The sequence below is a fragment of the Actinomadura sp. NPDC023710 genome, assembly GCF_040639875.1.
Classification (GTDB): Bacteria; Actinomycetota; Actinomycetes; order Streptosporangiales; family Streptosporangiaceae; genus Spirillospora; species Spirillospora citrea.
Genome location: NZ_JBFAGB010000065.1, coordinates 1 through 11,935, shown reverse-complemented (window position 1 = coordinate 11,935; position 11,935 = coordinate 1). Strand labels below are relative to the sequence as shown.

Here is an 11,935-nt window from a genome sequence, read left to right as displayed (position 1 = left end):
GATCTTCCAGGCGTGTCCGTTCGGGCACTCTCTGCAGTCTTTGCCGGAGCGGACGGTGGCCTGCGGCGGCGCTGACGTGGGGTCTTCGGCCGCCGCTACCGTTCCTCGGCGGCCATGGCGAGCAGCTCCTCGGCGTGCGCGCGGCCGAGCTCGGAGTCCTCCAGGCCGGCCAGCATCCGCGACAGCTCCCGGACGCGTCCCTCCCGGTCCAGGGCGGTGACGCCGCTGCTGGTGACGGTTCCGTCGTCGGACTTCTCCACCAGCAGGTGCTGGTCGGCGAACGCGGCGACCTGCGGCAGGTGCGTGACGACGATCACCTGGGCGTTGCGGGCCAGCCGCGCCAGCCGCCGCCCGATCTCCACCGCGGCCTTGCCGCCGACGCCCGCGTCGACCTCGTCGAACACGAACGTCGGGACGGGGTCGGCGCCCGCGAACACGACCTCGATCGCCAGCATCACGCGGGACAGCTCGCCGCCCGAGGCGCCCTTGTGCAGCGGCAGCGGCGGCGACCCCGGGTGCGGGGCGAGCCGGACCTCGACCTCGTCGACGCCGTGCGGGCCGTAGTCGCCGCTCGGGGCGACGGTGACGACGACGCGGGCGTGCGGCATCGCCAGCGCGGTCAGCTCCTCGGTGACGGCCTCGGAGAACCTCTCGGCGGCCCGGGTGCGGACCGCGGTCAGCTCCGCGGCCTCGGCGGCGAGCCGTTCGGTGAGCTCGGCGTGCTCGGAGCGCAGCTCGTCGATGCGGTCGTCGTCGCCCTCCAGCTCCGCGAGGCGGGACGCGGACCTGCGCGCCCACTCCAGGACCTCGGTGACCGTCCCCTCCGTCCCGCCGTACTTGCGGGTCAGGGAGGTCAGCTCGGCACGCCGCTCCTGGACGGCCGCGAGCCGCGCCGGGTCGGCGTCCACGGACTCGGCGTAGGACGCCAGGTCGGTGCCGACGTCGGAGACCAGGTAGCCGGCCTCGGCGAGCCGGTCGGCGAGCGCCGCGAGCTCCGGGTCGTGGTCGCGGACGACGTCCAGCGCGTTGCGGGCCTGGCCGAGCAGGCCGGTCACGTTCGCGGCCTCGAACGCGGCGACGGGGTCGCCGAGCAGGGCCTCGTGGGCGGTGTCGGCGGCGCCGCGCAGCGCGTCGGCGTGCCCGAGGCGCTCCTCCTCGGCGGCGAGGTCGGTGTCCTCGCCGTCCTTGGGGTCGACCTTCTCGATCTCCTCCAGGCCCAAGCGGAGCAGCTCGGCCTCCTGGGTCCGCTCGCGCGCACGGGTGGTCAGCTCCTCCAGCAGCGCGCTGACCTGGCGGTGCCGCTGGTAGGCCTTGGTGTAGGCGCGCATCGGCTTGGTCAGCGCGCCGCCCGCGTACCGGTCGAGCGCGCCGCGCTGCCGCGACGACTGCAGCAGGCGCTGCTGGTCGGACTGCCCGTGCACGGCGACCAGGTCGTCCGCCAGGGTGATCAGCACGCTGACGGGGACGGACCGGCCGCCGAGGAACGCGCGGGAGCGGCCCTCCGCCGACACCGAGCGCGTGACGATCAGGGCGCCGTCGTCCAGCTCGCCGCCGGCGTCCTCGACCCGTTCGACCACGCGGCCGCCCGGATCGACGACGATCCGGCCCTCCACCGTGGCGCGCCCCGCGCCGGGCCTGACCCGCTGCGGGTCGGCACGGCCGCCGAACATCAGCCCGAGGCTGGTGACCACCATGGTCTTGCCCGCCCCGGTCTCCCCCGTCACCACGTTGAAGCCCGGCGACAGATCGAGCACGGCCTCGTCGATCACCCCGAGGCCCTGGATCCGCACCTCATCGACCATCGGACGCACCAGCGTCACAACCCTCCGCAACCAGATCCCCGATCAGCGCCTGTGGAGATTATCCCCTCTGCTCGTCCGCCGCCTCCCCGTCCGGCCCCGGGGGCGCGCCCTGCGGCGGGAAGCCGGGGCCCGGGTATCCGGCGATGCCGCCGGCCGCCGGGGCGTCCCCGACCTGGGAGTCCCCGAGCGGCGGGGACGGCCGGGACGGCTGGCGGACCCGCCCGCGCCAGCCCGTCACGGGCAGCCCGAACTTGGTGACCAGCCGGTCGGTGAACGGGGTGAGGTGCAGCCGCGCGAGCCGCACCGGCTCGGCGCCGCGGCGGACCTCCACCCGCGCGCCCGGCGGCAGGTCGAGCGTGCGGCGCCCGTCGCACCACAGCACCGCGCGGGGCGTGTCCGGCAGCACCTCCACCGCGACCGACGAGCGCGGCGAGACCACCAGCGGACGCGCGAACAGCGAGTGCGCGCTGATCGGCACGACGAGCATCGCCTCCACCTCCGGCCACACGACCGGGCCGCCGGCGGAGAACGCGTAGGCGGTGGAGCCGGTCGGGGTGGCGCACACCACACCGTCGCAGCCCCAGTTGGACAGCGGCCGGCCGTCGATCTCGGCGACGACCTCCAGCATCCGCTCCCGTTCGGCCTTCTCGATGCTGGCCTCGTTCAGCGCCCACGTCGTGCCGAGCACGGTGCCGTTGCGGCGGGCGGTGACGTCGACGGTCATGCGCTCCTCGACGTCGTAGCGGCGGGTCATGACCCGGTCGACGGTGGCGGCGAGGTCCTCGCGCTCGGCCTCGGCGAGGAACCCGACGTGGCCGAGGTTGACGCCGAGCAGCGGGGTGCCGGAGCTGCGGGTGAGGTCGGCGGCGCGCAGCAGCGTCCCGTCACCGCCGAGGACCATGACGACCTCGGCGCCGTCGGCGGCCGCGGCGGTGCTGGGCATGACCTCCACGCCCGTGCAGCCGATGTCGTCGGCCTCGCCGTCCAGGACCCGCACGCAGATCCCGGCCTCGCTGAGCCGCTCGATGACCAGCTGCGCGCTGCGGACCGCCTCGGGCCGCCCGGTGTGCGCCACGACCAGCACCGACCTTGTGCTCATGCTCCCGCCCCACTCCCCGACGCGCTCCGGCGTACAGCCGTCTGGACGAACGCCCCGGCGCGGGACGTCCCAGGTTTCGACGCCCTCTGTGGGCGCGGTGCACCGCCGCTCACTGCGGGCCCTCCGCGATGGCCTTCGCCAGGGCCTCCTCGTCCAGCGGCGGGGCTCCCGCGCGCAGCCACAGGAAGTACTCCACGTTGCCGGACGGCCCCGGCAGCGGGCTCGCCGCCACCCCGAGGACGCCGAGGCCGAGCGCCGCCGCGTGCCCGGCCACCCCGCGCACCGCGTCGGCGCGCAGTTCCGGGTCGCGGACGACGCCGCCCGCGCCGACCCGGTCCTTGCCGACCTCGAACTGCGGTTTCACCATGACCGCGTAGTCGGCCTCGGGGGCCGCGCACCGCTGGACCGGCCCGAGGACGAGCCTGAGCGAGATGAACGACAGGTCGCCGACGACGAGGCTCGGCCGCGTGCCGTCGAGCATCCCCGGCTCCAGATCGCGGATGTTGACCCGCTCCAGGACGGTGACGCGGTCGTCGGTCCGCAGCGACCAGGCGATCTGCCCGTACCCGACGTCGACCGCGTACACGTGCGCCGCGCCCGCGCGCAGCAGGACGTCGGTGAACCCGCCGGTCGAGGCGCCCGCGTCCAGGCAGACCCGGCCCCGGGCGTCCAGGCCCGCGAACGCCTCCAGCGCGCCGGCGAGCTTGTGCCCGCCGCGCGAGACGTACTCAGGGCCGCCGCCGTCGTCGGCCACGACGATCGCGGCCCTGGCCTCGACCTGCGTGGCCGCCTTAGCCGCGGTCTGCCCGCCGACGCGGACCCGGCCGTCGCCGATCAGCTGCCCGGCCTGCTCCCGCGACCGGGCCAGCCCGCGGCGCACCAGCTCGGCGTCCAGGCGGCGCCGGCTACTCACGGGGGCGCAGGGCGTCGGGGAAGGCGGGCCGGGGCGGCGCCGGCCGCTCGTCCTGGTCGGCGGAGGCGAGGAGCTCCTGGAGCCGCTGGTGGACGTCCTCGAAGACCTCCACGTGCGCGGCGACGGGCCGCCCGCCGAGCTGGCCGAGGAGGGCGACGGCGGCGTCCACGCGGGGGTCGCCGGTCGGATCGGGCGGCGGCGCCGCCGGGAACTCCGGCTCCTCCGCGGCCTCGTCGGACATCACGTTTACCTCCCAGTGCTCCCGGAGCGCACGCGACGAGTCGCCTCCGGCTCACCATGAACGCTACCGTCCCTGAACGACATCGATGCCGGACGAACGGGGAACTGCCTGACCATGGCGAACGAGGAGGAGTGCCGTGCGGCGCTGGAGCGCGTCGCGGCGCGCCTGGCGGAGGTGGACGCCGACCGGCTCGCCGAGCACGTCGTCGAGCGGACGGTCAGCTGCCGGGTCGCGGACCTCGGGCTGGCCTTCCGCAGCCGGCTCCACGGGGGCGGCCTCGACCCGTTCGAGCGCGACGAGGACCCCGGGGCCGCGCAGGTGCGCCTCACCGTGGACAGCGACGACCTCGTCGCGATGGCCTTCGACGAGCTGAACCCGGCCAAGGCGTGGACCGCCGGCCGCCTGAAGATCGAGGCGAGCATCTTCGACCTCCTCCGGCTGCGCAAACTCCTCTGACCGGCGTCCGGCCGGGCCGCCACCGGCGGCCATGGCCCCGGCTTCAGAGCGACAGGGTCTCCAGGGCCTCGGTGAGGGCCTCCGGAGGCGGCGGCCTCTCGGTCTCCCAGGCGGCGGACGCGAGGGCGCGGAGGCCGTCGTGGGGGTCGCCGGATCCGCTGAGCGCGAACGCGTCCCCGTCGCGGCGCGCCGTCCAGCCGCCGCACCGGTGGGCGCCGTCCTCCCGGACGGTCTCCGGGTGCGGGACGAGCAGGCCGGACAGGTCCGGCGCGAGGTAGGTGGGGCGCCGGTGGGGCGGGGCGGTGAGCGCCTGGAGGTGGCCGGTGACGCCGGTGAAGACGAGGAGACTGTCGGCGCCGCCGTTGTGGGCTCCCTCGATGTCGGTGTCGAGGCGGTCTCCGACCACCAGCGGGCGCTCGGCGCCGGTGCGCAGGATCGACTCCTGGTGCAGCGGCCGTTCGGGCTTGCCGGTGATGATCGGCTCCACGCCGGTGGCGGCGCTGATCACGCGGAGGAGGGCCCCGTTGCCCGGGTGGGGAGGCCCCTCGCCGCCGGGGATGGTCAGGTCGCCGTTGGAGCCGACGAACAAGGCGCCCGCACTGACCGCCTGGGCGCCCTCGGACAACAGCCCGTACCCGAGGTCGGGATGGTAGCCCTGCACGACGGCGGGGGGACGCCGCGACGCCGTCGACACCGGGCGCAGGCCCCGCTGGTAGAGGGCGTGGCGCAGCCCCATGCCGCCCACCACGAGCACCTCCGACCCGGCGGGCAGGCGTTCGGCCAGCAGGCGGGCGGCGGCCTGCGCGGAGGTCACCACGTCCGACGCCTCGGCGGGGACGCCGACCTCGGTGAGCAGCGCCGCGACCGCCGACGGCGTCCGCGAGGCGTTGTTGGTCACGAACGCCAGCCGCTGCCCCGCCGCGCGTGCCTTCGCGAGCGACTCCGCCGCCGCGGGGACGGGCCTGCGGCCGACGTAGACGACCCCGTCCAGGTCGAGCAGGGCGACGTCGTACGCCTCGCTCAGGGGACGTTCGCTGCCTTTCATCGCGCTCCTCATGCCTGTCATGCCTGCGATCGTACGGGGGTTGTTACCGACGGGTAAGGGGTGGGTCAGCGCCGGGCCGCGAGGGTGGCCCTGGCGTGCTGCAACGCCCGCGCGTAGTCCTGGTTCTCCGGGCGCATGGCCGCGGCGAGCGCGAGATGCTCGACGGCGGCCTCGAAGTCGCCCATCCGGCTGAGCGACAGCCCGAGCCCGAACCGCGCGTAGTCCTCGGCCGGCTCCTGCTCCACGATCCCGCGGAAGCTCTCGGCCGCGGCGCCGAACTGCCGCGCCCCGAACTGGGCGCGGGCGAGCGCCTCGCGGATGCTGTGCGACTGCGGCTCGGCCTCGGCCGCCCTGGTCAGCAGCTGCAGCGCCGCCGCGGAGCTGCCCGCCCGCAGCAGTTCGAGGCCCCGCGTGTACCACTCGTAGACACCGCCCCGCGGCCAGTCCGCCTGCTCGCCCGGGTCCTCTCCTGGGGAATCCTGCGGCCGTCCGGGTCCTTGAGTACTCATGTGGACCTCCCCTCGGACATCGATCACTATGACCGTACCCGCCGCGGCACCGGGTGCTCTCCGCTGAATAGCATGCCCAGCGTGGACGACGACCTCTCCTCCGGTCTCGCCCCGGAGGAGTTCAGCGCACGCGTCTTCGGGACGGCGGCCCCGCGCACGGGCGGCGGCCTGGAGCTGTCCCCGTTCCGGGGCGTCCGCTTCGTCCCCGAGGTGGCCGGCGACCCGGCGTCGGTGACCATGCCGCCGTACGACCTGATCGACGAGGCGGCGGCGCTGCGGCTGTTCGCGGAGGGCGGCCACAACATCATCCGGCTCAACCTCCCGCGCGCCGCCGGGGAGACCTATGACGCCGCCGGCCGGCGACTGCGCCGCTGGCTGGACCGCGGCGCGCTGGCCGTCGACCCCGAACCGGCCCTGTACGTCTACGAGGCGGCCCGCGGCGGGACCGTCCTGCAGCGCGGCCTGATCGGCGGCCTCGGCCTGCGCGCGGAGTCCGACGGCGTGGTGCTGCCGCACGAGAACGTCTTCCCCGGCCCGGTCCGCGACCGGCTCGCGCTGATGGCGGCGGCGAACGCCAACCTGGAGCCGATCTTCCTGGTGTACGAGGGCGGCGGGGACGCCGCCGGCGTCGTCGACGGCGCCGCGGCCGGGCCCCCGCTGATGGAGTTCGACGCCGACGACGGGCTGACGCACCGGCTGTGGCGCGTCACCGACCCGGGCCTGCACGCGCGGGTGGCCGCCGACCTGCGCGGCAAGCAGGCCCTCATCGCGGACGGCCACCACCGCTACGCCACCTACCGCGCCCTCCAGGCGCGCCGCCACGCGGCCGGCGACGGCCCCGGCCCCTGGGACGCCGGGCTGGCCCTGCTGGTCGACTCGACGCGCTACCCGCCGCATCTGGGCGCCATCCACCGCGTGCTTCCCGGGCTCCGCCCGGACATCGCGTTGGACAAGGCCGGCCAGGTCTTCGGCGTGACAAGCTTCCTGGACGAGGACGAGGCCCTGAACGCGCTCGCCCGCGCGGAGGGGCCCGCGTTCCTTCTCGGCGGCGGCGACTCCCTTCACCTGCTCACCGGCCCCGATCGAGACGCCTTGCGCGAGGCGATGCCGCCTGAGCACTCCCCCCGCTGGCGCGCGCTCGACACCGCCGTCCTCGACCATCTGCTGATCGGCGAGGTGTGGGGCGTCCCGGAGAACGAGAACGCCATCGAGGTGGTGCACGACGACCCGTCCGCGGCCGTCGCCCGCGCCCGGCGCAGCGGCGGGACGGCCGTGATCCTGAACCCGCTCAAGGTCGAGGACGTGCTGGCGGTCGCGAACGGGGGCGAACGCGTGCCGCGCAAGTCCACCTCGTTCGGCCCCAAGCCCCGCACCGGCCTCGTCCTGCGCCTTCTCGACCCGGGCGCCCCGCAGGAGCCATGATCGGGGAATGGACACCACGACCACGATCACGCCGCTCGGCGGGGACGTCTACGAGATCGACACGCGGATGGCCGGATATACCGGCATCACCGCCGGATACCTGATCCTCTCCGACCGGCCATGCCTGGTGGAGCCGGGCACGTCCGGCTCGGCGCCCGTCGTGCAGGCCGCGCTGCGCGAGATGGGCGTCGGCCCGGACGACCTGGCGAGCGTGGTCGTGACGCACATCCACCTCGACCACGCGGGCGGCGTCGGCGACATCGCCGGCATGTACCCGCAGGCGGAGATCGTCGTCCACGAGAAGGGCGCGCGGCACCTGGCGGACCCGTCCCGCCTCATGCGCAGCGCCCGCATGATCTACGGGGACGCCCTCGACACCCTGTTCGGCGAGCTGAAGCCCACGGACGCGGCGCGGATCCGCGCCGTCGAGGACACCGGCGTGATCGACCTCGGCGGCGGGCGGCGGCTGGAGTCGCACTACTCCCCCGGCCACGCCAAGCACCACGTCGGGCTGGTCGACTCGCAGACCGGCGACCTCTACGTGGGCGACGCCGCCGGCATCTACATCCCGGAGACGGCGGACGTGCGGCCCGCCACGCCGCCCCCGGACTTCGACCTCGACACGGCGCTGGAGTCGCTCGGCAAGTTCCGGTCGCTGGGCCCGCAGCGGCTGCTGTTCGCGCACTACGGGCCCGTGCGGGAGGTCGAGGACACGCTGGAGCGCTCGGCGGAGGAGCTGCGGGTCTGGGTGGACGCCGTGCGGGCCGCCCACGACCAGGGCCTGGACCTCGACCACGCCGTCGCGATGGTCGTGGACCGCACCAGGGACCGCTACGCGTCCATGAGCGACGACATCGATCCGGAACTGGCCGCCAAGTACGAGATCCTCAACAGCGCCGAGAGCAACGTGGCCGGCATCATGCACGCCCTCGACCGGCACGCCTAGCGGCGGGTCAGCGGCGGAAAGGGCCGGTCACCTCGAAGGTGTAGCCGTCCGTCCCCGCCACGAACCCGCTCTTGCCGCGCTGGGACGAGAAGTACAGGCGCGACCCGTCCGGGCTGAACGCCGTCCCGGTGACCTCCGACTCGTCGTGGCCGACCACGCGCAGGAACGGCGTGACGACCCCCTCGGCGGTGATGAGGTTGATCTCCATGTTGTCGCCGTCCTCGGCGACGTAGAGGTCGCCGGACGCCGTGGCGGTGACTGCGTCGACCCCGTGCAAGGGCGCCTCGCCGCTGGTGACGAGGTCGTCGTCGTAGGCGATGTCCAGCCGGGCGGCGGCCGCGTCGTACGCCCACACGCGGTTGTCGCCCTTGGTGGTGAAGTAGCAGACGCCGCGCGTGTAGTAGCAGCCCTCACCGCCGTGGAAGCGCATGGCGCCGTCCACCTGGTCCCGGGTCGGCGTGAGCCACACCTGAGGGTTCGGGACCTTCGCCCACTGGACGGGACCCGTCCCGGAGCCGACCAGCACTTCGAGCGTCCCGGCCGACAGGTCGCCCCAGGACTGCGGCCGGAACCTGTAGAAGCAGCCGTCCGACTGGTCCTCGGTGAGGTAGACGACCTTGCGCTCGGGGTCGGAGGCCGCCGCCTCGTGCTTGAACCGGCCCAGCGCCGGGCGGGACACCGCCCCCTTCTGTCCGCGCGGGTCCGTCTCATGGACGAGGCCGAGGTCGTGCTCCTCGCACGACAGCCACGTCCCCCACGGCGTCGCCCCTCCGGAGCAGTTCAGCGAGGTGCCGTTCAGGATCCGGTACGCCGAGGTGACCTTCCCGGACGCGTCGAACCGCATGGCCGACACCCCGCCGACCGCGGGCACCTCCGAGTTGCTGACATAGATCCAGCCGTCCCCGTCGCGGAAGCACGCGCCCCCGTCGGGGGCCGGATGCCACGTGTACCTCGTCCCCTCGACGCGCTGGAGCGAGCGCGCCACGACCCGGCTGCTGAATCCCTGCGGCAACTGCACTCCGTTACCGTCCGCGGACAGCAGCGGTCCGTACGGGCTCGGCCCGGGCTGCGCGGGCCCCGATGCGAAGGCCCGCTGCCATAGGGCGCCCGAGAAGGCGGTCGTCCCGCCGGCGACGGCGGCGGCGCGCAGGAACGTGCGTCGGTCCAAGGGCATGGCAACTCCAAAGAGTCTCCGCCGGACACGTCCGGCGGCCCCCCGAACGGCGCGGTCCCGTGAATATCCGGGAAAGCTACCCGCCAGTCAAGTATCGGAGGTCAGTCCGCCTGCGGCCGCTCCTCGTCGGCCTGCTTCGGCTCCAGGAAGACCGCGGGCACCCCGGGCGCGCCCTCGTCCGGCGCGTCCAGCACCTCGGGCTCGGCGGGCCTGAACGCGATATCGGTCGCCGAAGCCTCGACGGCATCCGGCTCCTCCGCCTCGGCGGATTCCTCCACCGGCTCCTCGGCGGTGTCCTCCACCGGCGCCTCGGGAATTTCCTCCGCCGGCGTTCCAGCGAGGTCCTCCGCCGGCGTTCCGGCGGGCTCCCCCGCCCGGACGTCGGCGAAGTCCTCGTCCTCTTCCGTGTCGAGGATCTGGAGGCCTTCGAGCTCGGCGTACCGCTCGGCCGCGTCGGTGTCCCCGTCGCGGTCGGCCGCGGCGGCCCGCGCGAACCAGTCGGACGCCTCGCCCTCGCGTCCCGCTTCGACGAGCGCGTCCGCGTAGGCGTAGAACAGCCGCACCGACCACGGCCGGAGCCGCCGGTCGCGCAGCTCCGGAATCTGCAGGGTCACCACGGCCGCGTCGTTCTGGCCCATGTCGCGCCGCACGCCCGACTCCACGATGCGCAGCTCCACGCGCCCCGTCGGGTCGAGCTTCTCCGCCTCGGGCGACTTGATCAGGTCGAGGGCGCGTTCGGGCCGCCCGAGACCGCGCTCGCAGTCGGCCATGACGGGCAGGTAGGAGTAGTCGCCGGCGCCCAGCCGCCTTGCGGCCCGCAGCTCGGCGAGCGCCTCCGCCCACTCGCCCCCGTGGTACGCCGCGATCCCGGCGGCCTCCCGCACGATCCCGACGCGGGACGCGAGCCGCCGCGCCGCCTTCGCGTGGCGGTAGGCCTGCTCGGGCTCGTCCTCGGCGAGGCGGCCCGCCATCACCAGGTGACGGGCGACCTTCGTCGCCAGTTCCTTGGGCAGCGTGCGCAGCTCCTCGCGGGCCTCCACGTCGAGCTCGTCGCCGGTGACGTCCTCGGGCAGCAGCGGATCGTCATGCTTCGGCGCCGGACGCTCGCGCTCCTCGTACCGCGCCGGCCGGTCTCTGTGATCGCGAGGCGGCCCATAGGAGCGTTCGCCGTCCTGAGGGCGCCTCGGTCCACCGCGGCCCTTGAACGGCTTGTCGCGCTCTCCTGGACGTCCTTCGCGCTTGCCTTCGAACCGCCGCCCGCTCGGACGACGCTCGTCGCGATCATCGCGACGGCCCTTGAACGGACGATCCTGCGGCCGTCCCTGGGAGCGACGCTCACCCTGGCCGCCACGCCCTTGGAATCCACCTGGGCGCCCTTCCCGGCGCGGCCCGCCGCCACCCTGGCCCGCGCGAGGCGCACGGTTGTCAGAGGAACGGCCGCCTTCCTTGCGTTCGCCGCCCTGACCAGAGAACCGGCCTTCCTTGCGCTCACCGCGCGGCCCAGAGAAACGACCTTCGCGACGCTCGCCACCTTGCCCGGAGGAACGGCCGCCTTCCTTGCGTTCGCCGCCCGGACCGGAGAACCGGCCTTCCTTGCGCTCACCGCGCGGCCCAGAGAAACGGCCTTCGCGACGCTCGCCGCCCTGACCGGAGAACCGGCCTTCCTTGCGCTCACCGCGCGGCCCGGAGAAACGGCCTTCGCGACGCTCGCCGCCCTGACCTGAGAAACGTCCCTCCTTGCGCCCACCGCGCGGCCCGGAGAACCGACTGTCCTTGCGCTCGCCGCGCTGGCCGCCGGTTCCCTCCGAGCGGCCCTCACGGGACTCGGGACGCCGATCATCACGTCGATCCTCGGAGCGCTTGAACGGACGGCCGGGCTTACGGTCATCGCGCTGACCACGCGCGTCGCGCTCCTGCCTGCCGCCGGGGCGGCCGCGCCCGCTCTGCGGGCCACCGGCGCGGAACCCTCCGCCGCGAGGGCCCCCGCTCTTGCGTGCCCCGGGCCCTCCCTGACCGCCGCGGGCATCGCCCCCGCGACGGGCCGGCGTATCCCGCCGTCCGTTGCCGCCCCGCCGCTCGCGGCTGTCGTCGCTACGGCCGTCCTCTTCCGCGCTCATCACGTCCGTCACTGTTATTGATGGTTCGGTGGAGTCTTCAGCCTACTTCGACAGGCCCATGACATGCGTCAAGGGCCGCCCCCGCAAATTCCGGGGGCGACCCTCGACCAATTCAAGTCCGGCGGTGTCCTACTCTCCCACACGGTCTCCCATGCAGTACCATCGGCGCTGAAGGGCTTAACTTCCGGGTTCGGGATGGGACCGGGTGTTT

11 protein-coding genes, 1 rRNA gene and 1 pseudogene are annotated in these 11,935 nt (G+C 74.4%); 4 read left to right on the top strand and 9 right to left on the bottom strand.

Going from position 1 to position 11,935, the window contains the following annotated elements; translation table 11 throughout:
- Window positions 1-95 precede the first annotated feature (95 nt).
- The 4 genes and pseudogenes from recN to AB0H37_RS41980 all read right to left on the bottom strand — a co-directional run bounded on the left by recN (window position 96) and on the right by AB0H37_RS41980 (window position 4,055).
- Entirely contained in the window at window positions 96-1,802 is a 1,707-nt protein-coding gene (gene recN, locus AB0H37_RS41995) for a DNA repair protein RecN (RefSeq protein ID WP_360618234.1), read from the bottom strand.
- A gap of 217 nt (window positions 1,803-2,019) precedes the next feature.
- Window positions 2,020-2,901, bottom strand: a pseudogene (locus AB0H37_RS41990) (NAD kinase); the annotation flags it as partial.
- Window positions 2,902-3,010: 109 nt separating this feature from the next.
- Complete coding sequence (locus tag AB0H37_RS41985; RefSeq protein ID WP_360618233.1) at window positions 3,011-3,814, bottom strand: TlyA family RNA methyltransferase; 804 nt, start codon at window positions 3,812-3,814, stop codon at window positions 3,011-3,013.
- Entirely contained in the window at window positions 3,807-4,055 is a 249-nt protein-coding gene (locus tag AB0H37_RS41980) for a hypothetical protein (protein WP_329089972.1), read from the bottom strand. Before AB0H37_RS41980 ends, AB0H37_RS41985 begins: the two co-directional genes overlap by 8 nt.
- A 114-nt stretch (window positions 4,056-4,169) precedes the next feature.
- On the opposite strand from AB0H37_RS41980, the gene AB0H37_RS41975 reads away from it, so the two are divergent.
- On the top strand, window positions 4,170-4,511 hold the full coding sequence (locus tag AB0H37_RS41975; protein WP_179835336.1) for an SCP2 sterol-binding domain-containing protein: 342 nt from the start codon (window positions 4,170-4,172) through the stop codon (window positions 4,509-4,511).
- 43 nt (window positions 4,512-4,554) lie between these two features.
- On the opposite strand, the gene AB0H37_RS41970 is transcribed toward AB0H37_RS41975, so the two are convergent.
- Window positions 4,555-5,556 (bottom strand): HAD-IIA family hydrolase, encoded by a 1,002-nt coding sequence (locus tag AB0H37_RS41970; protein ID WP_179838770.1) that lies wholly within the window; start codon window positions 5,554-5,556, stop codon window positions 4,555-4,557.
- 65 nt (window positions 5,557-5,621) lie between these two features.
- Entirely contained in the window at window positions 5,622-6,065 is a 444-nt protein-coding gene (locus tag AB0H37_RS41965) for a tetratricopeptide repeat protein (RefSeq protein WP_329089971.1), read from the bottom strand.
- 72 nt (window positions 6,066-6,137) lie between these two features.
- Here AB0H37_RS41965 and AB0H37_RS41960 point away from each other — a divergent pair, with 72 nt between their 5' ends.
- Complete coding sequence (locus AB0H37_RS41960) at window positions 6,138-7,487, top strand: DUF1015 domain-containing protein (RefSeq protein WP_360618231.1); 1,350 nt, start codon at window positions 6,138-6,140, stop codon at window positions 7,485-7,487.
- A 7-nt stretch (window positions 7,488-7,494) separates the two neighbouring features.
- Window positions 7,495-8,433, top strand: coding sequence for an MBL fold metallo-hydrolase (locus AB0H37_RS41955; RefSeq protein WP_179835339.1), 939 nt, complete (start codon window positions 7,495-7,497; stop codon window positions 8,431-8,433).
- A gap of 7 nt (window positions 8,434-8,440) precedes the next feature.
- On the opposite strand, the gene AB0H37_RS41950 is transcribed toward AB0H37_RS41955, so the two are convergent.
- Both AB0H37_RS41950 and AB0H37_RS41945 read right to left on the bottom strand, forming a co-directional pair.
- On the bottom strand, window positions 8,441-9,607 hold the full coding sequence (locus AB0H37_RS41950; RefSeq protein ID WP_360618229.1) for an alkaline phosphatase PhoX: 1,167 nt from the start codon (window positions 9,605-9,607) through the stop codon (window positions 8,441-8,443).
- A gap of 101 nt (window positions 9,608-9,708) precedes the next feature.
- A complete protein-coding gene (locus AB0H37_RS41945; RefSeq protein WP_360618228.1) occupies window positions 9,709-10,647 on the bottom strand; it encodes a hypothetical protein in 939 nt (312 codons plus the stop codon).
- Between the two features lie 96 nt (window positions 10,648-10,743).
- Between AB0H37_RS41945 and AB0H37_RS41940 the strand changes: the two genes are divergently transcribed.
- A complete protein-coding gene (locus tag AB0H37_RS41940) occupies window positions 10,744-11,331 on the top strand; it encodes a hypothetical protein (RefSeq protein ID WP_360618227.1) in 588 nt (195 codons plus the stop codon).
- Window positions 11,332-11,840: 509 nt separating this feature from the next.
- Here the strand turns inward: AB0H37_RS41940 and rrf are convergent.
- Window positions 11,841-11,935: ribosomal RNA gene (rrf, locus tag AB0H37_RS41935) — 5S ribosomal RNA — on the bottom strand; the annotation flags it as partial.